This is a genomic window from Brevundimonas sp. Root1423 (assembly GCF_001426805.1).
Map to the genome: position 1 here is coordinate 68,308 of NZ_LMFL01000023.1, position 21,318 is coordinate 89,625.

The 21,318-nt window shown below is 69.4% G+C and carries 24 protein-coding genes and 3 pseudogenes; 17 read left to right on the forward strand and 10 right to left on the reverse strand.

Going from position 1 to position 21,318, the window contains the following annotated elements; all coding sequences use genetic code 11:
• The first annotated feature begins 27 nt into the window (after nucleotides 1-27).
• The 4 genes and pseudogenes from ASD25_RS13645 to lpxK all read left to right on the forward strand — a co-directional run bounded on the left by ASD25_RS13645 (nucleotide 28) and on the right by lpxK (nucleotide 4,816).
• Nucleotides 28-1,835 (forward strand): annotated as a pseudogene (locus ASD25_RS13645) (ABC transporter ATP-binding protein).
• Complete coding sequence (locus tag ASD25_RS13650; RefSeq protein WP_056617639.1) at nucleotides 1,832-2,521, forward strand: lysophospholipid acyltransferase family protein; 690 nt, start codon at nucleotides 1,832-1,834, stop codon at nucleotides 2,519-2,521. Before ASD25_RS13645 ends, ASD25_RS13650 begins: the two are co-directional and overlap by 4 nt.
• Before the next feature lies 1 nt (nucleotide 2,522).
• Entirely contained in the window at nucleotides 2,523-3,809 is a 1,287-nt protein-coding gene (locus ASD25_RS13655; RefSeq protein ID WP_235562727.1) for a 3-deoxy-D-manno-octulosonic acid transferase, read from the forward strand.
• Entirely contained in the window at nucleotides 3,806-4,816 is a 1,011-nt protein-coding gene (lpxK, locus tag ASD25_RS13660) for a tetraacyldisaccharide 4'-kinase (RefSeq protein WP_056617645.1), read from the forward strand. Before ASD25_RS13655 ends, lpxK begins: the two co-directional genes overlap by 4 nt.
• Here lpxK and ASD25_RS13665 read toward each other — a convergent pair.
• Nucleotides 4,813-6,108, reverse strand: a complete 1,296-nt coding sequence (locus ASD25_RS13665) for an amidohydrolase family protein (RefSeq protein ID WP_056617648.1) — start codon at nucleotides 6,106-6,108, stop codon at nucleotides 4,813-4,815. The genes lpxK and ASD25_RS13665 overlap by 4 nt on opposite strands.
• 142 nt (nucleotides 6,109-6,250) lie before the next feature.
• Here ASD25_RS13665 and ASD25_RS13670 point away from each other — a divergent pair, with 142 nt between their 5' ends.
• Nucleotides 6,251-6,964 (forward strand): murein L,D-transpeptidase catalytic domain-containing protein, encoded by a 714-nt coding sequence (locus tag ASD25_RS13670; RefSeq protein ID WP_056617651.1) that lies wholly within the window; start codon nucleotides 6,251-6,253, stop codon nucleotides 6,962-6,964.
• A 1-nt stretch (nucleotide 6,965) separates the two neighbouring features.
• Here ASD25_RS13670 and ASD25_RS13675 read toward each other — a convergent pair whose 3' ends face one another.
• From ASD25_RS13675 to ASD25_RS31250, 3 genes are read right to left on the reverse strand one after another with little or no spacing between them, the layout of a single operon-like run.
• On the reverse strand, nucleotides 6,966-7,625 hold the full coding sequence (locus tag ASD25_RS13675; RefSeq protein WP_056617654.1) for a hemolysin III family protein: 660 nt from the start codon (nucleotides 7,623-7,625) through the stop codon (nucleotides 6,966-6,968).
• Nucleotides 7,618-8,895, reverse strand: a complete 1,278-nt coding sequence (gene purD, locus ASD25_RS13680) for a phosphoribosylamine--glycine ligase (RefSeq protein ID WP_056617657.1) — start codon at nucleotides 8,893-8,895, stop codon at nucleotides 7,618-7,620. The genes ASD25_RS13675 and purD overlap by 8 nt, the downstream gene beginning before the upstream one ends.
• A 46-nt stretch (nucleotides 8,896-8,941) precedes the next feature.
• On the reverse strand, nucleotides 8,942-9,103 hold the full coding sequence (locus tag ASD25_RS31250; protein ID WP_200943631.1) for a hypothetical protein: 162 nt from the start codon (nucleotides 9,101-9,103) through the stop codon (nucleotides 8,942-8,944).
• A 74-nt stretch (nucleotides 9,104-9,177) separates the two neighbouring features.
• Between ASD25_RS31250 and ASD25_RS13685 the strand changes: the two genes are divergently transcribed.
• The 7 genes from ASD25_RS13685 (at nucleotide 9,178) to ASD25_RS13715 (ending at nucleotide 14,049) form a co-directional block, all read left to right on the forward strand.
• A complete protein-coding gene (locus ASD25_RS13685; protein WP_156389311.1) occupies nucleotides 9,178-9,597 on the forward strand; it encodes a hypothetical protein in 420 nt (139 codons plus the stop codon).
• A gap of 36 nt (nucleotides 9,598-9,633) precedes the next feature.
• The gene (locus ASD25_RS13690; protein WP_056617666.1) at nucleotides 9,634-10,083 is read left to right on the forward strand and encodes a hypothetical protein; all 450 of its coding nucleotides are present in this window, start codon (nucleotides 9,634-9,636) and stop codon (nucleotides 10,081-10,083) included.
• A gap of 68 nt (nucleotides 10,084-10,151) precedes the next feature.
• A complete protein-coding gene (locus ASD25_RS13695) occupies nucleotides 10,152-10,658 on the forward strand; it encodes a cytochrome C (protein WP_235562728.1) in 507 nt (168 codons plus the stop codon).
• 57 nt (nucleotides 10,659-10,715) lie between these two features.
• Nucleotides 10,716-12,323: an exodeoxyribonuclease VII large subunit gene (gene xseA / locus ASD25_RS13700; protein WP_056617672.1), complete on the forward strand. Its 1,608-nt coding sequence runs from the start codon at nucleotides 10,716-10,718 to the stop codon at nucleotides 12,321-12,323.
• Between the two features lie 48 nt (nucleotides 12,324-12,371).
• Nucleotides 12,372-12,572: a DUF2093 domain-containing protein gene (locus ASD25_RS13705; RefSeq protein ID WP_056617675.1), complete on the forward strand. Its 201-nt coding sequence runs from the start codon at nucleotides 12,372-12,374 to the stop codon at nucleotides 12,570-12,572.
• Complete coding sequence (locus ASD25_RS13710; protein WP_235562729.1) at nucleotides 12,569-13,423, forward strand: M23 family metallopeptidase; 855 nt, start codon at nucleotides 12,569-12,571, stop codon at nucleotides 13,421-13,423. Before ASD25_RS13705 ends, ASD25_RS13710 begins: the two co-directional genes overlap by 4 nt.
• Before the next feature lie 110 nt (nucleotides 13,424-13,533).
• Nucleotides 13,534-14,049 (forward strand): response regulator, encoded by a 516-nt coding sequence (locus ASD25_RS13715; RefSeq protein ID WP_056617679.1) that lies wholly within the window; start codon nucleotides 13,534-13,536, stop codon nucleotides 14,047-14,049.
• On the opposite strand, the gene ASD25_RS33190 is transcribed toward ASD25_RS13715, so the two are convergent.
• The 3 genes and pseudogenes from ASD25_RS33190 to ASD25_RS13725 form a co-directional block, all read right to left on the reverse strand.
• Nucleotides 14,016-14,435 (reverse strand): lysophospholipid acyltransferase family protein, encoded by a 420-nt coding sequence (locus ASD25_RS33190; RefSeq protein ID WP_369816592.1) that lies wholly within the window; start codon nucleotides 14,433-14,435, stop codon nucleotides 14,016-14,018. The genes ASD25_RS13715 and ASD25_RS33190 overlap by 34 nt on opposite strands.
• A 121-nt stretch (nucleotides 14,436-14,556) precedes the next feature.
• Nucleotides 14,557-14,835 (reverse strand): annotated as a pseudogene (locus ASD25_RS33195) (lipid A biosynthesis acyltransferase); the annotation flags it as partial.
• Between the two features lie 76 nt (nucleotides 14,836-14,911).
• Nucleotides 14,912-15,654, reverse strand: a pseudogene (locus ASD25_RS13725) (SDR family NAD(P)-dependent oxidoreductase).
• A 108-nt stretch (nucleotides 15,655-15,762) separates the two neighbouring features.
• Between ASD25_RS13725 and ASD25_RS13730 the strand changes: the two are divergent.
• Both ASD25_RS13730 and ASD25_RS13735 read left to right on the forward strand, forming a co-directional pair.
• The gene (locus ASD25_RS13730; protein WP_056617682.1) at nucleotides 15,763-17,031 is read left to right on the forward strand and encodes an EAL domain-containing protein; all 1,269 of its coding nucleotides are present in this window, start codon (nucleotides 15,763-15,765) and stop codon (nucleotides 17,029-17,031) included.
• A gap of 118 nt (nucleotides 17,032-17,149) precedes the next feature.
• On the forward strand, nucleotides 17,150-17,356 hold the full coding sequence (locus ASD25_RS13735) for a hypothetical protein (protein ID WP_056617685.1): 207 nt from the start codon (nucleotides 17,150-17,152) through the stop codon (nucleotides 17,354-17,356).
• A gap of 4 nt (nucleotides 17,357-17,360) precedes the next feature.
• Here ASD25_RS13735 and ASD25_RS13740 read toward each other — a convergent pair whose 3' ends face one another.
• Nucleotides 17,361-17,717 (reverse strand): glycine zipper domain-containing protein, encoded by a 357-nt coding sequence (locus ASD25_RS13740; RefSeq protein ID WP_056617688.1) that lies wholly within the window; start codon nucleotides 17,715-17,717, stop codon nucleotides 17,361-17,363.
• Nucleotides 17,718-17,829: 112 nt separating this feature from the next.
• Here ASD25_RS13740 and ASD25_RS13745 point away from each other — a divergent pair, with 112 nt between their 5' ends.
• From ASD25_RS13745 to ASD25_RS13755, 3 genes are read left to right on the forward strand one after another with little or no spacing between them, the layout of a single operon-like run.
• Nucleotides 17,830-18,699 (forward strand): TIGR01459 family HAD-type hydrolase, encoded by an 870-nt coding sequence (locus ASD25_RS13745; RefSeq protein WP_056617692.1) that lies wholly within the window; start codon nucleotides 17,830-17,832, stop codon nucleotides 18,697-18,699.
• 29 nt (nucleotides 18,700-18,728) lie between these two features.
• Nucleotides 18,729-19,190 (forward strand): MaoC family dehydratase, encoded by a 462-nt coding sequence (locus ASD25_RS13750; protein WP_056617695.1) that lies wholly within the window; start codon nucleotides 18,729-18,731, stop codon nucleotides 19,188-19,190.
• A gap of 1 nt (nucleotide 19,191) precedes the next feature.
• Nucleotides 19,192-20,121 carry a bifunctional riboflavin kinase/FAD synthetase gene (locus tag ASD25_RS13755; protein ID WP_056617697.1) on the forward strand — a complete coding sequence of 310 codons (930 nt, stop codon included), beginning with the start codon at nucleotides 19,192-19,194 and terminating at the stop codon, nucleotides 20,119-20,121.
• Here ASD25_RS13755 and ASD25_RS13760 read toward each other — a convergent pair.
• Together ASD25_RS13760 and ASD25_RS13765 are read right to left on the reverse strand one after the other, a co-directional pair.
• Nucleotides 20,114-20,662 (reverse strand): DUF3828 domain-containing protein, encoded by a 549-nt coding sequence (locus ASD25_RS13760; RefSeq protein WP_056617700.1) that lies wholly within the window; start codon nucleotides 20,660-20,662, stop codon nucleotides 20,114-20,116. The two genes, ASD25_RS13755 and ASD25_RS13760, sit on opposite strands and share 8 nt — an antisense overlap.
• Complete coding sequence (locus ASD25_RS13765; RefSeq protein ID WP_056617703.1) at nucleotides 20,662-21,213, reverse strand: hypothetical protein; 552 nt, start codon at nucleotides 21,211-21,213, stop codon at nucleotides 20,662-20,664. The genes ASD25_RS13760 and ASD25_RS13765 overlap by 1 nt, the downstream gene beginning before the upstream one ends.
• Between the last annotated feature and the right edge of the window lie 105 nt (nucleotides 21,214-21,318).

Consider the following 21,318-nt stretch of genomic DNA (forward strand, 5'->3'; position numbering starts at 1 on the left):
CCCCCCAAGCCGTCCGACCTCGGACGCATGACGCCGCCCGCCCCCGCCGACGAAGAGAACGAGTCCCTTCGCCCCCTGCTGGCGCGGATCTGGCGCGACTATCTCTCGCATCACAAGGCGGCGCTGTTCCTGTCGATCGCCTGCGCCGCCGTCGTCGGCGTCATGGCGGCCACCGTGCTACAGCTGCTGGAGCCGGCCATCGACGGCCTGTTCCTCGGCAAGCCCGTGACCATCTGGGGCGTACTCACCGTCGCGCCCGAAAACGCCCTGCTCGGCATCCCCCTGATCATCATCGGCGCGGGATTGATCTGGACCGCCGCGGCCTTGGGTCAGGCCGCCCTCGTCAACCGGCTGGGCCACGGCATTGTCGGCGACATCCAGGTCCGACTCTTCGGGGCCATGATCCGCGCCGACCTCGCCCGGCTGCGCAGCCAGCATTCGGGCGGTTTCGTCTCCTCCGTCCTGTTCGACGCCAACCTCGTGCGCGAGGCCTTCACCAACGGCGTGGTCAACTACACCCAGCACGGCCTGACCCTGATCGCGGTCATCGGCTACATGGCCTGGACCGACTGGCGGCTGACCCTGATCGTCCTGCTCGGCGCGCCGCTGATCGCCGTCGTCCTGAGCCGGTTCGGCAAACGGATGCGGAAGGCCACCACCGGCGCCATGGTCGAAACCTCCAACCTGTCGACCGCCCTGATGGAAAATCTGGACGGCGTCCGCCTGATCAAGATCGAGAACCGCGAGGCCGCCGAGGAGGCCCGGGTCGGCGAGGTCGTCAGCCGACGCCAGCGCCACGTAATCAAATCGGCGGACTCCAGAGCCTTCGCCGGTCCCTTCTCCAATCTTGTGGCCATGATCGTGGTCGCCGCCGTCATGGCCTATGCCGGCTGGCAGGCGCGCGACGGCAATATGAGCGTCGGCTCGTTCGCGGCCTATATCGGCCTGCTGATGGCGGCGGGCCAGTCCCTGCGGCAGGTGACCAACCTCCAGACCGTCATGGCCGAGGGTTTGACCGCCGCCCGCCGTCTGTTCGCCTCGCTCGATATCGAGCCGGAAATCCGCGAGACCCCCGACGCCGCGCCGCTGGCGGCAGGCCCGGTCACCGTCGCCTTCGACCGCGTCTCCTTCGCCTATGCGCCGGCCGCCGAAGGCGGCGTCCCGACCCTGTCCGACGTCAGCCTGACCGTCGCCCCCGGCGAGACCGTCGCCCTCGTCGGGCCGTCCGGCGGCGGCAAATCGACCATTCTCAGCCTGCTGCCGCGCTTCTATGACGTGACCGGCGGCGCCGTCACCCTGAACGGCCGCGACATCCGCGAGCTGAAGCTGCACGACCTGCGCGCCTCGATCGCCCTGGTGACGCAGGAGCCCTTCCTGTTCGACGACACCATCGCCGCCAACATCGCCTATGGCCGCCCCGGCGCCTCCGAAGACGAGACTTCATCACCGCCCTGCCCGAGGGCTACGCCACCCGCGCAGGCGAGGCCGGCCTGCGCCTGTCCGGCGGCCAGCGCCAGCGCATCGCCATCGCCCGGGCCTTCCTCAAGGACGCGCCCATCCTGCTGCTGGACGAAGCCACCAGCGCCCTCGACACCGAAAGCGAAGCTCTCGTCCAGGCCGCCCTGGAACGGCTGATGCAGGGTCGGGCCACCTTGATGATCGCCCACCGCCTGTCGACCGTGCGCAACGCCGACCGCATCCATGTCATCGAGGCCGGCCGCGTCGTCGAAACCGGATCCCACGCCGCGCTGGTCAGGAAGGGCGGCCTCTACGCCCGCCTTGCGAAACAGCAGTCGCTGGATGGCGACCCCGTGACCGTCGCGACGGTGTCATGAGGCCGCTGCGCAATCCCGTCATCCAGGCCGTGCTGGCGTGGCTGCTGGCCCAATGGATGCGGTTCTGCTTCGCCACCATCCGCTGGACCCACGTCAATCAGGCCGTGGCCGAGAAGGTCTGGGCCGACGGCGGCGGCGTGTTGTGCGCTTTCTGGCATTCGCGGATTGGCCTGTCCCCCGCGTGCTGGCCGCTGGACCGCGCCCAGCCCGCCAAGGCCCTGATCTCGCTCAGCCCCGACGGCCAGTTCATCGCCAGGGCGGTCGCACGACAGGGTTTCCCCGCCATCCGCGGCTCCTCGTCCAACAAGGACAAGGCCGACCGGGCGAAGGGCGGATCCCAGGCCCTGCGCGACGGTCTGCGTCAGATTCGGGACGGCGGCGGTCTCGCCATTACCCCCGACGGCCCGCGCGGTCCGATGCGGGAAATGGCCGAGGGGATGCCCCTTCTCGCCAGGCTCTCGAAAGCCCCGGTGCTTTTCATCGGTCTGTCCTGCAATCCCGCGATCCGGCTCAACAGCTGGGACCGGGCCCTTCTTCCCCTGCCGTTCGGACGCGGCGCCATCGTCTGGGACATGGATCGCTTTCCCGAGGGCGCCGATCTGGCCGATGTCGCACGCGACTGGGCCGCGCGGCTGACCGCGGTCGAGGCCGAAGCCGATGCGCTTGTCGGTCTGGAGCGCGTCTGACGTGAGCCTCGCCCTGACCGCTTATCGCCTGCTGACACGGCTGCTGGAGCCGCTGGCCCCGCGCCTGCTCGACGCCCGCGTCAAACAGGGCAAGGAAGACCCCGCGCGCGTCGACGAACGCCTCGGCCTCGCCTCCGTCGCCCGGCCGGCCGGCGACCTCGTCTGGCTGCACGGCGTCAGCGTAGGCGAGACCCTGTCCCTGCTGCCCGTGGTCGAGCGTCTGCGCAAAGCCCGCCCCGACCTGACCGTGCTGGTCACCTCGGGCACCCTGACCTCGGCGACCCTGCTCGCCCGGCGCCTGCCGGACGGCGTCATCCACCAGTTCGCCCCGGTCGACGCGCCCGGCGCTGTGGCCGCCTTCCTCGATCACTGGACGCCATCGCTGGCCGTCTTCGTCGAGAGCGAGTTGTGGCCCAACCTGATCCTCGAAGCCCGGAAACGGGGCGTGAAACTGGTCCTCGCCAGCGCCCGCATCACCGAGAAGACCGTCGAGGGCTGGCGCCGTTTCCCCGGCGCGGTCCGCCAGATCCTGTCCGCCTTCGACCGCATCCTGCCGCAGGACGAAACCTCCGCGGGCCGGCTGGAAAGCCTCGGCGCCCGCATCGACGGCCATGTGAACCTGAAGCTGGCGGGCGAGGCGCCGCCTCACGATCCCGCCGCCTTCACCCGTCTCAGCGCCGCCATCGGCGACCGGCCCGTGGTCGTCGCGGCCAGCACCCATGACGGCGAGGAAATCGCCATCGTCCGCGCCCTCGACAAACTGGCCGACCGCCTCTGCCTGATCATCGTCCCGCGCCACCCCGAACGCAGCGCCGGCATCGCCGCCGCCCTGACCCGCGACGGCTACGGCTTCGCGGTCCGCTCCCAAGGGCGTGACCTTGATCGCGACACCGACCTCTATGTCGCCGACACCCTCGGCGAGATGGGCCTGTTCCTGCGCCTCGCCGATGTCGTGGTCATGGGCGGCTCCTTCTCCGCCGCGCTCGAGAAGCCCCCCGTCGGCGGCCACAACCCGCTTGAGCCCGCCCGCCTCGGCAAGCCCGCCGTCACCGGCCCCGACATGACCAACTGGGCCGCCGTCACCGACGCCCTGGTCAGCGCCGGCGGTCTGACCATCGTCGAGGCGCCGTGGGACCTGCCCGCCGCCCTCGCCCCCCTGCTGGCTGATGAGGCCGAGGCCAGACGCATGGGCGAACGCGGCCGACGCGCCGCCGCCGAGGCCGGCTCGGGCCTCGACCGTCTCTGGGATGCGATCACGCCCCTGCTGCCGCCGCGGGCGCGCAAATGAAGCTCAACACCCCCCGCTGGTGGTACGCCCGCGAGCCGCGCCACGCCTCGGTGCTGCGTTTCGTGCTCAAGCCGGTCTCATGGATCTGGGCCGCCGCCACCGCCCGCCGCCTTGCCAACACGACACCGGTCGATCCCGGCGCGGCCGTCATCTCCATCGGCAACCTGACCGTCGGCGGTTCGGGCAAGACCCCGGTCGCCCGCGAGGTCCTTCGCCTGCTCCGCCGTGCGGGGATCGAGGCCCACGCCCTGTCGCGCGGCTATGGCGGCAGGCTTGAAGGTCCGACCCGGGTCGACCTGTCCGTCCACACCGCCGCCGATGTCGGCGACGAACCCCTGATGCTGGCGCTGGACAGCCCCGCCTGGATCGCCCGCGACCGCGTCGCCGGCGCCCGCGCCGCCGCACAGGCCGGCGCAGAGGCCCTCGTCCTCGACGACGCCCACCAGAACCCGGCCCTGAAGAAGACGCTCAGCCTTATCGTTGTCGACGGCGAGACCCGCGACGGCGAATGGCCTTTCGGCGACGGCTCGGTCTTCCCCTCGGGCCCCATGCGCGAGCCGCTGAAGGCCGGCCTGTCGCGCGCCGACGCCGTGGTCATCCTGCTGCCCGCCGACCTCGCGGAGGCCGATCCCGAACTGGTCGAGACCTTCGGCGCCCTGCCCGTCTTCATCGCCCGGCTGGCAGCCGCCGCGCCGCCCCCGCCCGGTCCGCTGCTCGGCTTCGCCGGCATCGCCAAGCCGTGGAAGGTCGAGCGCTCGCTGAAGGCCGCCGGAGCGGATCTCGCCGACTTCGCCCCCTTCCCCGACCATGCCGAATTTCGCGAGGAGGACCTGCGCTTCCTCGCCGACCGCGCCGACCAGTTCGGCGCCCGCCTGATCACCACCGAAAAGGACTGGTCCCGCCTGCCGCCGGCGTGGCGGGCGCGCGTGGTCTCATGGCCCGTGAAGGCGACGTTCGCGGACGAGGCGGGGTTTGCAGCGCTGTTGCGGAACGCCGCCCGGTCCTAGTCCGCCCGGTAGACGGTCCCGCCCTTCATCACGAACCGCACATTCTCCAGCACGGTCACGTCCGTCAGCGGGTCGCCGCTGACCGCGATCAGGTCCGCCGGCATGCCCGTGGCGATCCGCCCGGCTTCGTTCGAGATGCGCAGGTGCGCCGCCGCATTCACCGTCGCCGCCTGGATCGTTTCCAGCGGCGTCATCCCGGCCCGCACCAGCAATGCGAATTCCCCGGCGTTGTCCCCATGGGCTGACACCCCGGTGTCCGTGCCGAACGCAATGCGCACGCCGCCAGCATGGGCCCGGCGCACCATGTCCATCATCTTCGGTCCGGCCTCCAGCGCCTTGGCCGTCTGCGCCGGGGTGAAGAAATTGTTCGGCCCCGAGGCGATCCGCCCCACGAAGTCGCCGGCCATCAGAGTCGGCACCAGGTAGGTCCCCTCGCGGCGGAACAGTCGGATCGACTCCTCGTCCAGATAGGTGCCGTGCTCGATCGAGTCCCCGCCCGCGCGCAGGAAGGCGTTTATCCCGTCCACCCCGTGGGCGTGAGCCGTCACCTGCCGCCCCATCCGGTGCGCCGCACCGACGATGGCCGCCAGCTCGTCATCCGAGAACTGCTGCCCCAGCCCCGCCGCAGTGTTTGACAGCACTCCGCCGGTCGCGGTGATCTTGATGATGTCGGCGCCCGAGCGGACCTGCAGCCGCACCGCCCGCATGCAGTCGTCCACGCCCGAACAGACGCTCTCGTCCGAGAGCAGGTGCATGACGTCTTCGCGGTAGCCGTTGATGTCCCCGTGCCCGCCATGGACCGACACCGCCGATCCCGAGGCGATGATCCGCGGACCCGGCACGTCGCCGCGCCGCACCGCGTCGCGCAGGGCGAAGATGGACTCGTTGGTCGCGCCGAGATCGGCCACCGTCGTGAAGCCCGCCATCAGGGTGCGCCGCGCGTAGCGGGCGCCGACCATGGCCTGTTCGGCGTTGGACTGGGTGACCGCCTCCAGCCGTCCGTTCGGGTTCTGCTCGCCGGTCAGATGGACGTGGCTGTCGATCAGGCCCGGCAGCACGAATGAGTCGTGCAGATCGACAATCCGGCCCTCTCCGACGAAGCCGTCGCGGATTTCGACGATCTGGTTCCCTCTGATCACGAGAGTTTTATCGCGCTGCACAACGCCGGTCGCAGGATCGGCCAGAAGTCGCCCGACTTGAACGAACGTCGTCGCCTCGTTCGAAGAAACAGACGGGGCTGCGGGCGTTTGCGCCGCAACGCTCGTGGCCAGCAAAATGGCGCTCGCCGCCATAAATGATGTGATCGACTTCACGAAACCCTCCCGGAAACAGGCGCGCACCTTAGACCTCCGGGCCATTTCGCCAAGGCTCAGGTTGATCCGGCGGAAACGAACTGAAACAACCCGTGCTCCATAAACGTGCGAGGGGCGTCGCATGCGGCTTGCGAGACGTGGATTCATACTGGGCGGCGCTGCGCTGCTGTCGGGCTGCGCCACCGCTTCTGCGACCACGCAGACGGCGACGTTCCGGCCCCTGCCTGGTCTGGCCCAGACGCCGGTTCCGACCATCGTCATCTCGCAGCCGCCCGAGGTCATTACGGCCGAGTTGAACACCACGCGCCCGCTCGATCCTCGCGGCGAGATCCGCAAGGATCTCCTCGATCGCGCCATGGCCGCCCTCGACATCCACAAGGGCAAGATCACCCAACGCGACCGCATGTATCTGGTCGACTTCCAGAAATTCTCGGGCGACGAGCGGCTGTACGAGGTCGACCTGCACGGCGGCGCCGTCACCCTGATGCGCACCGCCCACGGCCGCGGCTCCGATCCGGGGCACAGCGGTTACGCCCGCGAGTTCGGCAATACGCCGGAAAGCTACAAGTCCTCGGTCGGCGCCTACGCCACCGCCGGCCCCGGCTTCGGCGCCCAGCAGGGTCCGAACGTCCTGCTGGACGGGCTGGAGTACTCCAACGACCGGGCCCGCGAGCGCGCCATCATCATCCACGGCGCCGATTACGCTGATCCGGCCTTCCTCGCCCGCGAGGGCAAGCTGGGCCGCTCGTACGGCTGCTTCTCCGTCGCCCACGCCGACCTGCCCCGCCTGCGCGAACGCATGGGCGAGGGCCGGCTGCTGTTCGCCTGGGCCTGATCTACTTCAGCACGGCCAGCAGGACGGCCACCCAATGGACCGCGGCGGCCACAACCACGTGGCCGTGCCAGATCGCCCGCCGGAAGCGCATGGCCTTGTTGGCGTAGAAGATCACGCCGACGGAATAGAGCACGCCCCCGATCGCCATGAGGATCAGCGGCGCCAGACCCAGACTCTGCATGATCGGCTGTATGGCGATGACCATCAGCCACCCCAGCGCCAGATAGACGACGATCCAGAACCCCTTGCCGAGGCCCGGCAGGAACAGCTTGGCCAGGGCCGCGAACACCGCGATCCCCCACACCGCCGACGTCATTCCCCACGCCCAGGCTCCCGTCAGATGCTGGGTGGTGAAGGGCGTGTACGAGCCCGCGATCATGACGAAGATGCCCGCGTGGTCGAACCGCCTGAGCAGCGGCTGATAACGGGCGGGCGCGAAATTATAGGCCGTCGAAAGGCCCAGCATGGTCAGCAGGCCCACGGCGTAGATCGCCGCCGCCGTCAGCCGGCCGATATGGCCAAACCCGATCGCCAGCCCCAGCAGCATCCCGCCGCCGACGAGGGCCAGCGCCAGACCGGTCAGATGCACGATCAGGTCGGCGAGCCGCTCCGCCCGGTCGCGATAGTGGCTCGGCGGCTCCGGCGGCAGAACGTCAGTCACGGGGTTCCATCGCCCGCCAGCCGATGTCCGTGCGGTGGAAGCCGCCCGGCCAGTCGATCTTCTTGACCGCAGCGTACGCCCGCTCACGCGCCTCGGCGATGTCCTTGCCGCGCGCGCAGACGTTCAGCACCCGCCCACCGGCCGCCGCCAGCTGCCGGTCCGCCCGCCGCCGGGTCCCGGCATGGAAGACCTGCACATGCGGGCCGAAATCCTGTTCGGCGCCCCGGATGATCGACCCCGTCAGCGGGCTGTCGGGATAGCCCGACGCCGCCAGCACGACGCAGATCACCGTCTCGTCGCGGAAGGCCGGCAACGGCGCCCGCGTCAGGTCGCCGCGCGCGCAGGCCAACAGCAGGGGCACGATGTCCCCGTCCAGCCGCATCATCAGCACCTGACATTCGGGATCGCCGAAGCGGGCGTTGAACTCGACGACCTTCGGACCCTCGTCCGTCGCCATCAGCCCGGCGTACAGCACCCCGCGATAGGGCGCGCCCTCGGCGGCCATGGCCGCCACCACCGGCTGGACGATGTCGCGGTCCGCCGCCTCGACCAGCTCCGGCGTGAACACCGGCGCGGGGGAATAGCTGCCCATCCCGCCCGTGTTCGGGCCCAGATCGCCGTCATAGGCCCGCTTGTGGTCCTGCGCCCCGCCCAGCAACACGGCGCGCTGGCCGTCGCAGACGGCGAACAGCGAGCCCTCCTCGCCGGCCATGAACTCCTCGATTACTACCCGCGCCCCGGCCGTGCCGAACCGGCCGCCCAGCATCCGCTCGATCTCGGCCTCGGCCTCGCGCTTGTTGGGGCTGATGGCCACCCCCTTGCCGGCCGCCAGCCCGTCGGCCTTGATCACATAGGGCGGCTTGAACACCGTCAGCGCCTGCCGCGCCTCATGCAGCCGCTCATAGACGCCATAGCCGGCCGTGGGAATCTCGTGTCGCTCCATGAAGGCCTTGGAGAAGGCCTTGGAGGTTTCCAGCTGCGCCGCCTTCTTCGTCGGCCCGAAACAGGGGATGCCCGCGGTCGCCAGGCGATCGGCCAGACCGGCCTCCAGCGCGGTCTCGGGCCCGACCACCACCAGATCGGCCTTCATCTCGCGCGCCAGGGCGCACAGCTTGTCCGCTTCGGTGACCTTGATCGGCGCAAGCTGGCCCAGCTTCTCCATGCCGGGATTGCCGGGCGCGATGACCAGTCGCCGCAGCAGCGGCGACTGGGCGATCTTCCACGCCAGGGCGTGCTCTCGCCCGCCTGATCCGACCAGCAGGATATTCATGCCCGCGCAATGACCGGACCGGGCGGGCCGGTCAAGTCGCGCGTGGTTACGACCCGGTCATCGCCGAGAGGACATAGACCACCGCGCCCAGCAGAATGATCGCCCCTATGACCAGCCACGGACTGACCGCCGGCGCGGCGCTGCGCCGTTCCAGGCCGCGTTCGCGGGGGTCCTGATCGTCGGGGTCGGTATCGCGGGGGTCTGCCATTCAGGGGCAACGGCGGCGAAGCGCAGCGGTTCCGGCCCCATTGCCGACGACGGTTTTCGAACTAGGCTTGGGTCATGAGCCTCCCTGAATTCCACGAGCTTTATCCGAACTCCCCGGCCTTTCGGGACATGCAGCCGCTCCGCATTCCGGCCGGATGGCTGATCGGCTGGAACCAGCTCGACGTCGGCATGGCCTCAGACCTCTCCGGCGTCGGCGGTTCCTCGGTTTTCCACGCGACGAACGAGGGCCGCCGGTTCAACATCGATGTCGAGTTCAGGCCCGAGTTCGACCCTGAGGGGTCTTTCCATCTGACAGTCCTCTACCAGCCCTGGCCCCGGACCGGGCGCGGCCACAGGCGGCAGGACGTCCCCTTCGCCTTCGGCATCGACGCAGAAACGGTCCACACCTTCGAAACGCGCTCATACGCCGCCCTCATCGCAGAATTGGAGCACTGGATCGCTCGTTGCTCGATCTGGCAGCGGGAAGGGCGCTAGGAGACGGCGTCCGACGGAGACGAAAGGGACACATCAATGAAGCATCTGCATGCTGTTCTGACCCTGACCGCGGCGCTCGCCGTGTCGTCGGCTTTGCGGGCAGAGCCCGTCACGCCGTCGCTCTCGGCCTGCGAGGCCGCGCCCTTCGTTCCCGCCGGCGAGGCGCCCGACCTTCAGGGCCAGTGGGATTTCCTGATGCAGGTCGGCGAGCGGACCTCGCCCGGCCTCATGGCTCTGGGCCCCATGGACGGCGCCTACGCCGGTTCTCTGACGCCCTACGCCACCAACACGGTCGCCGTCCGTCGCCTGACCCTGACCGGCGGAGCCGTCAGTATGTCGGTCGCATCCCGCGAGGGCGAGGTGCGCTTCGAAGGCCATCTCACCGGAAACGCAGACACCATGTGTGGAACGGTTCACTACCACGGCGGTCAGACCCTACCGATGGTGGCCGTCCGCCGGCCGTCGAGCTATGTGGCGCCGCGATAGACAGGACTACCGGCTTGACGACCCCGGTCCGGCAGTGCCTCCTTCAGCGAACGGGGGATTCCTGAATGATGCGGACTGCGACCATCGCGCTCGGCGCGGCGTTTCTTACGGCCTTGGCCGCCTGTCAGCCCGGCGACGCCGCCAATACCGTCGAGGTGGACCTTGCCGGCGGCCCACGCGTGGTCGCTGCCTCCGATATCGAGGCTGGCCGCTACATCGTGGCCACCAGCGGGTGCAATGACTGCCATACGCCGATGTACGCCCGAACGGGCGGCGCCCAGCCCCCGGAAGCGGAATGGCTGAAAGGCAGCCCGGAGCCTCACACCGGTCCCTGGGGCACAAGCTATGGAAAGAACCTGCGGCTGACCGCCGCCGCCAACTCAGAAGACGAATGGGTCGAGTTGCTGAGCACAGGATCGAGCCTGCCTCCGATGCCCTGGCCGAGCGTCCGTAACATGTCGGACTACGACAAACGCGCCATCTACCGGTACATCAAGTCCATGAAGGGCGATCGCGGCCAGCCCGCTCCAGACCCGCTTCCCGCGGGCGCCGCGCCCGTTGCGCCGACCGACTAGGCGCTACGACACCGCAAACCCATTCCCGACGCCCCCTCTCCCCGCTACCCTGCCCGGATGAGCGACGACTCCTACGTCTTCGAGGGCCCGGCCGACGAACCGCCGCCGCCCGCGCGGGACAACAATCCGCCCCAGACGGTCTCGGAACTGTCGTTCGCCCTCAAGCGCACGCTCGAGGACCGGTTCGGCCACGTCCGCCTGCGGGGCGAGATCTCCAAGGTGAACCACCACGCCTCGGGCCACGTCTATCTGACGCTCAAGGACGACAAGGCCGCCATCGACGGCGTCATCTGGAAGGGGTCCGTCCGCGGCCTCGGCGTCCGCCCGGAGTCGGGCCTCGAGGTCATCGTCACCGGCAAGATCACCTCCTACCCCGCCCGCTCCTCGTACCAGATCGTCATTGAGACCATGGAGGCCGCCGGCGCCGGCGCCCTTCTGGCCCAACTGGAGCGGCTGAAAGCCAAACTGGCCGGCGAGGGTCTGTTCGAACCGGGCCGCAAGCAGCCCATCCCGACCTTCCCCGCCGTGGTCGGCGTCATCACCAGCCCGACCGGGGCGGTGATCCGCGACATCCTGCACCGCATCGCCGAGCGCTGGCCCTGCCGCGTCATCGTCTGGCCGGTCGTGGTCCAGGGCGACGCCGCCTGCGGTCAGGTCTCCAACGCCATCCGCGGCTTCGACGCCATGAAGCCCGGCGGTCCCATCCCTCGCCCCGACATCCTGATCGTCGCCCGCGGCGGCGGCTCGGTCGAGGATCTGTGGTGCTTCAATGACGAGGGGCTGGCCCGCACCGTCGCCGCCGCGACCATCCCGATCATCTCGGCCGTGGGGCACGAGACCGACACCACCCTGATCGACTTCGTCTCCGACCGTCGCGCGCCCACGCCGACGGGCGCAGCCGAGATCGCCACCCCGGTGCTGGCCGACCTGCGCTACGCCGTCGCCGATCTCGACCGCCGCCTCGCCCGCGCCGGAGGCCGCATCCTCGAGGACCGCCGCACCCGCCTGCGCGCCGCCGCCCGAGGCCTGCCCGCCCGGCCCGAGGACGTCCTTGCCCTGCCGCAGCAACGGCTGGACCACGCCGGCAGCCGGCTGGCTTCGGGGCTCACACGCAACGTCGCCTTGCACGAGCGCAAACTGGTCGGCGTCACCGGCCGCCTGTCCCCCGCCCTCCTCGACCGGGCCATGGAGCGCCGCAGGGACCGGCTGGAGTCGGTCTCCGCCCGCCTCGGCTCTGGCCTGACCGCCAATGTGAAGGCGCATGAGCATCGCCTGCTGCGCGCCCTCGCCCGCCTGTCGCCCGAGCCGCTGCATCGCCGCCTCGACCAGCGCGCCGCGCGGCTTGAGGCGGTCGGGACCCGGCTCGTCGCCCTGCCTCGCCGCCTCGAACGCGACGAGGCCCGCCTCGCGGCCCTCTCCCGCGCCCTGACCAGCCTGAACCCCAAAACGCCCAAGCCCGGCTTCGCCCGCGTCGAAAGCGAGGACGGCGCCATGATCGCCGCCGCCGCCGCCCTGCACGACGGTCAGGCCGTCCGGCTGGTCTTCGCCGACGGATCGAAGGGCGCGCACATAGACGGCGACGGCGCTCCCCCGATCGCGCGCCCGAAACCTGCCGCGCCGCCAAAACCCAGGGCGCCCGCGCCCGGTCAGGGCGACCTCTTCTGACACGGGAAATCCGTGGCGCGGCCTGCGCGCCCACGCTAGCCTGACGCCATGGCCAAACCTTCCTCCGACACCGCGACCCTCCACTACGGCGACGGCGAGTTCGCCGTCCTCAAGCCGGGTCGGGCCGTGATCTGCGCCGTCAGCGGCAAGCGCGTCCCGCTGGAGACCCTGCGCTACTGGTCGGTCAGCAAGCAGGAAGCCTACGCGGGCCCGAACGAGGCCTTCCAGGGCCTGGGCCAACAGCCTTGATCCTGCCGCGCCGCCAGATCCTGATCGGCGGCGCGCTCGCTGGTCTGGCGCCGACAGCGGCCTGGGCGCCCGCGGCAGGGCGGCCCCCGGCGTCGGACGATTTGCCCCTGACCGGCCGCTTCGTCCAGGGCGGCCACGCCATCGGCCGGACCTGGCCCCGGGCCCTGATCTTCGTTGACGGGGAGTCCCTGACCACCGCCTCGGCGGATGGAACCTTCATCGTCGGCTTCGACCGCGACGCGCCGGGCAGCGCCCGGATCGAGGCCCGCCTCGACGGCCGATCCGCGATGCGGACCCTGACCATCGCCCCGGGCCAGTTTCCCGAGAGCCGCATCGACGGCCTGCCGCCCTCGACCATCGAGCCCACCGACCCCGTCCTTCTGGCCCGTATCCAGCGCGAGGTCGCCCTCAAGACCGAGGGCTTCGCCAGCCGCATCGACGCCGACCATTTCAGCCAGGCCTTCATCTGGCCGCTGGAGACTTTCCGCGTCACCAGCCGCTGGGGCAGCCAGCGAATCCTGAACGGCACGCCCGCCCGGCCCCACTACGGAATCGATCTCGCCGCGCCGCAGGGCGCGCCCATCCGCGCGCCCGCCGACGGGCGCGTGACCCTGGCTCAACCCGGCCTGCATTTCGAAGGCGGCCTCGTCCTGATCGACCATGGTCAGGGCCTGATCACCGCCTATCTCCACCAGTCGCAGATCGACGCCCGTGAAGGTCAGGACATCCGCCGCGGCGACCCGATCGGGCGGGTCGGAATGACCGGCCGGGCGACCGGTCCGCACCTGTGCTGGCGCATGAAATGGCGCGATCGAAACCTCGATCCGTCACTCATGGTTGAAACTGCATAGCCGTAACCGATTACCGCCAAGGTGATCACTGATCGGTCATGGACGGGAAAGGAATCCGTCCGTAGAGCGGCGTTATTCCCGGTCCTGGCTGGACTGTAAGACAACGATCCATGGCCTCGCTCAGCGCCCTCAAAATCCTCCTCGTCGACGACAATCCACACATGCGGACCATCGCCACGGCGGTGCTCCAGTCGGCGGGAATCCGTATGGTTCGCGAGGCGTCTGACGGCGCCGCCGCGCTCGAGATGTTGCGCGACTATCCCGCCGATCTGGTGATCATCGACTTCAAGATGTTCCCGCTGGATGGCGTCGAGTTCACGCGCATGGTCCGCAACAGCCCGGACACCGCCAACCCCTATCTGCCGATCATCATGATGACCGGCCACTCCGAGAAGCGCCGCATCGTCGAGGCGCGCGACGCCGGGGTCACCGAATTCGTGGTCAAGCCGATCACGGCCAAGGCGATCCTCGACCGCATCCAGGCGGTGATCTTCCATCCCCGCCCGTTCGTGAAGACCGACGAATATTTCGGACCCGATCGCCGCCGCACGCAGTCGGCCGATTACAAGGGACCGATGCGCCGCGCCCGCGATCAGTCCCGCGCGCCGGACTCCAGCGCCGCATAGACCTTGGCGGGCCACCGCTTGTGGACCCAGAACCAGTCGACCGGGCTTTCCCGAACCCGCTCCTCGACGAAGGTCGTGATCGCCTGCACCCCGCGCAGGATGTCGGCGGACCGGTCGCCGGTCCGTTCCAGCTCGATCGGGTCATAGACTGTCAGCCGGAACCGAACGCCGGGCAGCCTCACCACCGACATCGGCTGCAGCACGGTCCCGAACCGCAGCGCCAGCCGGCTGGGCCCCGGCGCGGCGTTCACCGGCTGGCCGAAGAACATCACCTCGGGCCCTTCCGAGAATTTCTGGTCGTTCATCAGGGCCACGGATTCGCCCCGCGCCATCCCCGCCAGAAGCTCCCGCGCCCCGTCCCCGCCCTTGGGCGCGAACAGCTTCACGCCATACCGCGCCCGCGCCGCGATGATCKGCGCGATAGGTGATCTGGCACGGCACGCCCGAGCCCGTGATCGTCGCCGCCAGCGTCTCGATATTGGCGAAATGCCCGCCCGCGAAGACCACCGGCCGGCCGCTGTCCCGGATCGCGTGCAGCCGCTCCAGCCCCACGACCTCGATCCGGTTCTGCTTCACCAGAATGTCCATCACCGCCGTCTCGGCGAATGACCGGCCCGTCTGTTCCCACTGCGCCACCGCCAGCGCCTCGCGCTCGCCCTCGCTCATCTCCGGGAAGGCGATGCGCAGGTTCCGCATCACCGTCTTCTGCGTCCCTGTCTTCGGCCCCAGCGTTCGCAGCGCCCAGCCACCGAACGCCGACGCCCGCTCGACCCCCAGCAGCCGCATCAGGCCCACGAAGCCGGCGAAGCCGACCGCCTCCAGCCGCCAGATCAGGTCCTGCCGCAGACCGATGCGCTTTTCCTCACCAGGCAATGGTGATCCCGCCGTCCACCACCAGCGTCTGGCCGGTCATGTAGGCCGAGGCCGGCGCCGCCAGATACACGGCCGCCCCCGCGATCTCGTCCGGCTGGCCGATCCGCTTCAGCGGCGCGGGCTCCGTCACCTGTTTCAGCAGCTCGGGGTTCTCCCAAAGATATTTGGCGAAGTCGGTCTGCACCAGGCCCGGAGCGATGGTGTTCACCCGAACGTTCGACGGCCCCCACTCCACCGCCAGATTGCGCGCCAGCTGCATGTCCGCCGCCTTGGAGATGTTGTAGGCGCCGATCAGGGCGTTGCCCCTCAGGCCGCCGATCGACGAGACGATGATCACCGACCCGTCCTTTCGCTCCAGCATCTGCGGCGCGACCATCTGGATCAGCCAGTGGTTCGAGACGACGTTGTTCTGAAGGATCTTGCCGAACTGCTCGTCATTGATCCCCGCCATCGGGCCAGCATAGGGATTGGTCGCCGCGTTGCAGACGAGGATGTCGATCTTTCCGAAGGCCGCATTGGTCTCGTCGACCAGCCGCTGAAGATCTTCTTTCGAGGCGATATTGGCCGGCACGACCATGGCCCGACCCTCGCCGTGCCTCGCATTGATCGCGTCGGCGACCTCCTGACACGGCCCGGCCTTGCGCGAACTGATCACCACCCGCGCRCCTTGCCGATCCCCTTCGAGGAGCCGGTGATCACCGCGACCTTGCCGGTCAGATCGAACAATTCCATCGTTAACCTCGAAGAAGTGGGGAGAATCCGCGCGGAAGCCTAGGCGTTCTGCTCTGATACCCCGATACTCGGGCGATTCCATCCGGGAAGACGGACGATCCGTTTCCAATGCGCGCACTCACCCAGGGCTTCCTGTTCTTCACCTATCTGTTCCTGGCCATGACGGCCGGGGCTTTTCTGTGGAGCTCCAATCTCGGCGCCGGCGCCGGCGTGGCCGCGGGCTTCGGCGTGCTCGGCCTGTTTCTGGCTGGCCATACCCTGATCACCGCCAAGGCCGACAAGGCCGCGCTGAAAAAGGAAATCGACAGCGTCCGCGAGGCCCACCGCCTGCTGGCCGACGCCATGGAGTCGACCCAAGGCGCGCTCACCGAACTGGCCCAGGCCATCGAGTCCGGCGCCGTCACTTCCAACGAGGCCCTCTCCGGCGAAGTCCGCATGCTCGAGACCCTGATCTCGCAGATGAGCGAGTCGCTCGACCACCGCATGGCCCAGCCCGAGCCTGCCAGCCCCTTCGAGGCCCGTCACCGCGATCAGGCCAACGTCCTTCTGGCCACCATCCACGACGCCCTGGCCGAGAACCGCGTCGACCTCTACCTCCAGCCGGTCGTCTCCCTGCCCCAGCGCCGGACCATCTTCTACGAAAGCTTCACCCGTCTGCGCGCCGCCGACGACCGGGTGATGATGCCGTCCGAATACCTCTCGGTCGCCGAGGGCGAGGGTCTGGTCCCCGCCATCGACAACTTGCTGCTGTTCCGCTGCGCCCAGATCGTTCGCCGTCTGGCCCGTCAGGACCGCAAGGTCGGCGTCTTCTGCAACGTCGCCCTGTCCTCGCTCGGCGACGAGACCTTCTTCCCCCAGTTCCTCGAATTCCTGTCCGAGAACCGCGACCTGAACCAGGCCCTGATCTTCGAACTGGGTCAGGCCACCTTCGACGCCCGCGGCGCCGCCGAGGCCCGCAACATGGCCAAGCTGGCCGACCTCGGCTTCCGCTTCTCGATCGATAAGGTCCAGACGCTGGACCTCGACTTCGCCGACCTCCAGCGTTCCGACGTCAAGTTCATGAAGGTGGCGGCCGACCTGCTGATCGAACAGCTGCTGGACGCCGACGGCGCCTCGGCCCTGCCCAGCCTGCGCGACATCTCGGCCGCCGACTTCGCCGGCCTGACGCGCCGCTACGGTATCGAGCTTATCGCCGAGAAGTGCGAGAGCGAGCGCCAGATCGTCGACATCCTCGAACTCGACATCGGCATGGGCCAGGGCCACCTGTTCGGCGAGCCTCGCGCCATCAAGGAAGCCGTGCTGGCGGAAACAGATCCCCCCGCCGGCTTCATCCGGTCGACGCTGCGCAGCGCCGACCAGCGACGCCGGGCCGGCTAGATGCGGTTACCGGGGCCTTAACACCTCGCTCGCCCGACGCCGTTACGATACCTGCACGATGTCCGCCGCCGAAGACCCTCCCCCCGACCCCCGCCGCCGACCTCGGCCTCGCACGGCCATGAGCGGCCAGATCATCCATGGCTTCCACGGAGAGGTCATCGACGTGGTGGTCCGCAACCTCACCGACGGCGGGGCCAAGGTCCGGCTGACCTCCACCGTCGGCGTCAAGGTGCAGGGCAGGATCGTCCTCCGCCTCGCCGCCGGGGACCGTCAGGGCGTCGTCGCCTGGCAGTCAGGCGACGAGATCGGGATCAGGTTCGACTGAGGTCTCAGTAGCCGTAGGGATAGGACCCGTAGTCCCCGGGCCGCGGCACGCGCGAATAGCCATAGCGGCCGTCGGTGTTGTAACCGCCGAAGCCGTAGCCGCACGGATCGTCCCGCGCCGACAGCTGGTTGCCCAGCAGCCCGCCGGCCACGGCCCCGATGGCCGCGCCGCGCTCGCGGTCGTTCTCCCCGGCGATCGCCGCTCCGACCGCCGCGCCCAGCAGCGCGCCGCTCGCGGTCGCATACTGCCGGTTCCGCTCATAGTCGCGCTGACAGGCCGACGCATAGTTGTCGGTCGTGGCGCAGCCCGTCAGGGTCAACGCAGAGGCCGCGACCGCCCCCAATTTCCAGATGCCTTGCATGCCTTGTCTCCTCGCAGCCCCGTGGTCCAACGACGGAGGGGCGAGGTGTGTTCCGGGCGGAGCGTATCTGACGCCCTTCACCCCCACTCCCGAACCCGCTATCTCCGCCCCCATGACCCTCCCCCACGCCCTGACCGGCCTGTCCGAGATCGCCGCGGACTACGACATCCTGCTCTGCGACGTCTGGGGCGTGGTCCATAACGGGCGAGAAAGCTGGCCCGCCGCCTGCGACGCCCTGACCCGCTTCAACCGCGACCACGGCAAGGTCGTGCTGATCTCCAACTCGCCGCGTCCGGCGCCGGGCATGATCCTGCAGATGGACGATCTGGGCGTGCCGCGCAGCGCCTGGGGCGCCGTCGTCACTTCGGGCGACGCCACCCGCGTGGAGCTGGCCCGCCGCGCGCCCGGCCCCGCCTGGATCATCGGCCCCGAGCGCGACAACGCCCTCTACGACGGCCTTGGTCTCATGACAGCGCAAGGCGCCGGCGACGCCGCCTTCATCTCCGTCACCGGCATGATCGACGACGAGGTGGAGACTCCCGAAGACTACCGCGACCGCCTGTCCGCCGGCGCCGCCCGCGATCTGGAGATGATCTGCGCCAACCCCGACCGCGTGGTCCAGCGCGGCGACAAACTCATCTACTGCGGCGGCTCGCTGGCCGACCTGTATGAAGCGCTCGGCGGCCGCGTCACCATGGCCGGCAAGCCGTTCGGCCCGATCTACGACCTGGCCCTCAAGGAGGCCGCCGACCTGCTGGGCCGACCCGTCGACCGCTCACGCGTCCTGTGCATCGGCGACGGTGTGATCACCGACGTGCTCGGCGCCAACAAACAGGCGCTAGACTGCCTGTTCATCGCCCAAGGCATCCATGGCGACGCCGCCCGCGGCCCCAACGGCCGCCTCGACCCGGCCCGCGCCGCCGACCTTCTGAAGGCCGAAACCACCTGGGCGCGCCACGCCATGCTCGATCTGGCGTGGTGAGCGGAGGCGATTCACGCTAAGGCCCTTGCATGGTTGAACTTGTCTCGAAACACCCCTCCGGCGGCTACATCCTGGAGGAACTCCACGTCGGCATGACCGCCGTGAAGCCCATCCTGGTCACCGAACAGCGCATCCAGCAGTTCGCCGAGGCGTCCGACGACTTCAATCCCGTCCACATGGACGAGGCCTTCGCCGCCAAGACCGCCTATCGCGGCCGCATCGCCCACGGCCTGCTGTCGGCCTCGTTCGGCTCGGCCGTGGTCGGCACCATCCTGCCCGGCGCCGGCGCCATCTACATTTCCCAGACCCTACAGTTCCATGCCCCCGTCCGGATCGGCGACGAGGTCGAGGTCCGCATCAGCGTCGTTTCGGTCGATCAGGAGAGCGCCCGCGTCGAGCTGGACTGCGAGGGCTTCGTCGACGGCAAGCTGATCATGGGCGGCGTCGCCACCGTGCGCGTGCCCCGCCGCCGGCGTCCCGCAAAGGACTGACTTGACCGCGATCGTCACCGACTGGCGCGCCCTGCCCGACGGGCTGAAAGGCGCCGCCGTCGCGATCGGCGCCTTCGACGGCGTGCACCGCGGCCATCAGGCCGTGATCGCCAATGCGCGCGAGGCGGCGCACCGGCTCGGCGCCCCGCTCGGCGTGGTCAGTTTCGATCCCCACCCGCGCCGCTGGTTCCAGCCCGACGCCGCCCCCTTCCGCCTGATGACCCCCGGCCAGATGGCCCGCGCCCTCGGGCCGCTGGGCGTGGACACGCTCTACCTCCTGCCGTTCGACGCCGACATGGCCGCCATGTCTGATGAGACCTTCGCCCGTGAAGTGCTCGCGGACGGCCTGGGCATTACCCACGCCGCCGTCGGCTTCGACTTCACCTACGGCAAGGGCCGCACCGGCTCGCCCGAGGGCTTGCGCCGCCACGGCGAGGCGCTCGGCTTCACCGTCGGCGTCACCGACCGCGTCGACGATCCCGACGGTCTGAAACTGTCCTCCTCCGCCGTCCGGGAGGCGCTCAAGGCCGGCGACATGGCCCGCGCGGCCGCCATCCTGGGCCGCCCCTTCGCCATCGAGGGCGAGGTCGTCCATGGCGACAAGCGCGGCCGAACCATCGGCGTCCCGACCGCCAACATCCGTATGGGCGACTACATGCGTCCCGCGTACGGCGTCTACGCCACCCGCACCCGCCTCCCCGACGGCCGCGTCATCGACGGCGTCGCCAACCTCGGCGTCCGCCCCATGTACGAGTTGCCCGAGCCCCTGCTCGAGGTCTGGCTCTTCGATTTCGACGAGGATCTCTACGGTCAGACAGTCGAGACCGACCTGATCGCCTTCCTGCGCGGCGAAATGGCCTTCGACGGCCTCGACGCGCTGAAGGTCCAGATCGACACGGATGCGGCTGCGGCGCGCGCGGCCCTCAGCTGATCGCCGCCATCAACTGCTCGGTCAGAGGCTTTTCGCCGGGCGCGAGGACGTCGTTGACCTTCCACATCGGCCCCTCCTTCACCAGCTTCAGGGTCTGCCGCTTCGTCTCCCCCATGTTGGAGAACACCACCGCCACGTCTGCCTTGCGCGCATCCGCCCCCGGCAGGACCGTGACGGACTCCACGGCGAAGTCGCCGCTGTCCTGACAGGCGCAGATCGGGTCATGGTTCAGCGTCGGAACCTCGCCGCCAGCCTTGCGGAAGTCCTCGCCGATCATGGCGTTCAGCATCCGGTCGTAAATCGGATCCCGCCCGGGCGCCGGCGGCTCGCCCTGCGGTCCGCCATTGACGTACTGGGCGTAGAGCGCCCGCACGAAGGGCTCCGGCCCCTCCCTGGCAGCGGCATAAACCGCGTCCCGGCCCACCAGCGCGGTGGGCGCGGCAGCCGCCGAGGTCTCCGGCGCCCTGACCTCGTCGTTCGAACAGGCGGACAGCGTCAGCGCCGAAACCGCCATAGACGTCAGGACCAGCCGAACCTTCATCACTCTCTCCCCCATGCGTCCGGATCCGCTTTTACGTCCGCGATAAAGCTGTTGAACCCTTCGACCAGGCCCGGCTGTTCGCCACCGAACAACATATCGTCCAGCCGCCACCGCCCCTCCTCCTTCACCAGTTTGAACACCCGGTTCACCCGCGTATCCGGCCTGGTGAAGGCCAGAACCAGCGCTACATCGGCGCGATCGGGCCCGTGCCGCGTCGTAACGACATCGTCCAGCCGCAACGACCCGAACTCTTCGTACTCCACCAGCGGATGACCTTCGGGATAGCCGATATACCCCGGCGGGGTCAGCGCCTTGGCTTCCGCAAACAGGGCCGCCGTACGGGCAGAACTGACGATCTCGAGGTCGCCGTCGTACGCGGGCAGCTCGACCTCGCCCGTGCCGCCCGCCTCTACGCTGTAGAGCGACCGTACAAAGGCTTCAGGCGTCTGCGCCTCGGCGGTCGCGGCGTTCGCGGGTCCCGTCACCGCGGCCTCGGGCGATGAACAGGCGGACAGGACCAGCACGGCGGCGGCTATCAGAATATGGCGCATAGGCTCGCCCCTCCCCGGGACGGCCGACTATTGAGCCCTCCGCCCCGCGTGGCAATCCCGGCTGGCGTCCGGCCCCCACGGTCTGCTAGACCGTACCCACCATGA

Excerpts from the sequence above, each read along its gene's own strand:
- ASD25_RS13650 (WP_056617639.1), top strand. The coding sequence starts at position 1,832 with ATGAGGCCGCTGCGCAATCCCGTCATCCAGGCCGTGCTGGCGTGGCTG.
- lpxK (WP_056617645.1), top strand. The coding sequence starts at position 3,806 with ATGAAGCTCAACACCCCCCGCTGGTGGTACGCCCGCGAGCCGCGCCAC.
- ASD25_RS13665 (WP_056617648.1), bottom strand. The coding sequence starts at position 6,108 with ATGGCGGCGAGCGCCATTTTGCTGGCCACGAGCGTTGCGGCGCAAACG.
- ASD25_RS13670 (WP_056617651.1), top strand. The coding sequence starts at position 6,251 with ATGCGGCTTGCGAGACGTGGATTCATACTGGGCGGCGCTGCGCTGCTG.
- purD (WP_056617657.1), bottom strand. The coding sequence starts at position 8,895 with ATGAATATCCTGCTGGTCGGATCAGGCGGGCGAGAGCACGCCCTGGCG.
- ASD25_RS31250 (WP_200943631.1), bottom strand. The coding sequence starts at position 9,103 with ATGGCAGACCCCCGCGATACCGACCCCGACGATCAGGACCCCCGCGAA.
- ASD25_RS13685 (WP_156389311.1), top strand. The coding sequence starts at position 9,178 with ATGAGCCTCCCTGAATTCCACGAGCTTTATCCGAACTCCCCGGCCTTT.
- ASD25_RS13690 (WP_056617666.1), top strand. The coding sequence starts at position 9,634 with ATGAAGCATCTGCATGCTGTTCTGACCCTGACCGCGGCGCTCGCCGTG.
- ASD25_RS13695 (WP_235562728.1), top strand. The coding sequence starts at position 10,152 with ATGCGGACTGCGACCATCGCGCTCGGCGCGGCGTTTCTTACGGCCTTG.
- xseA (WP_056617672.1), top strand. The coding sequence starts at position 10,716 with ATGAGCGACGACTCCTACGTCTTCGAGGGCCCGGCCGACGAACCGCCG.
- ASD25_RS13705 (WP_056617675.1), top strand. The coding sequence starts at position 12,372 with ATGGCCAAACCTTCCTCCGACACCGCGACCCTCCACTACGGCGACGGC.
- ASD25_RS13715 (WP_056617679.1), top strand. The coding sequence starts at position 13,534 with ATGGCCTCGCTCAGCGCCCTCAAAATCCTCCTCGTCGACGACAATCCA.
- ASD25_RS13730 (WP_056617682.1), top strand. The coding sequence starts at position 15,763 with ATGCGCGCACTCACCCAGGGCTTCCTGTTCTTCACCTATCTGTTCCTG.
- ASD25_RS13735 (WP_056617685.1), top strand. The coding sequence starts at position 17,150 with ATGAGCGGCCAGATCATCCATGGCTTCCACGGAGAGGTCATCGACGTG.
- ASD25_RS13740 (WP_056617688.1), bottom strand. The coding sequence starts at position 17,717 with ATGCAAGGCATCTGGAAATTGGGGGCGGTCGCGGCCTCTGCGTTGACC.
- ASD25_RS13745 (WP_056617692.1), top strand. The coding sequence starts at position 17,830 with ATGACCCTCCCCCACGCCCTGACCGGCCTGTCCGAGATCGCCGCGGAC.
- ASD25_RS13750 (WP_056617695.1), top strand. The coding sequence starts at position 18,729 with ATGGTTGAACTTGTCTCGAAACACCCCTCCGGCGGCTACATCCTGGAG.
- ASD25_RS13760 (WP_056617700.1), bottom strand. The coding sequence starts at position 20,662 with ATGAAGGTTCGGCTGGTCCTGACGTCTATGGCGGTTTCGGCGCTGACG.
- ASD25_RS13765 (WP_056617703.1), bottom strand. The coding sequence starts at position 21,213 with ATGCGCCATATTCTGATAGCCGCCGCCGTGCTGGTCCTGTCCGCCTGT.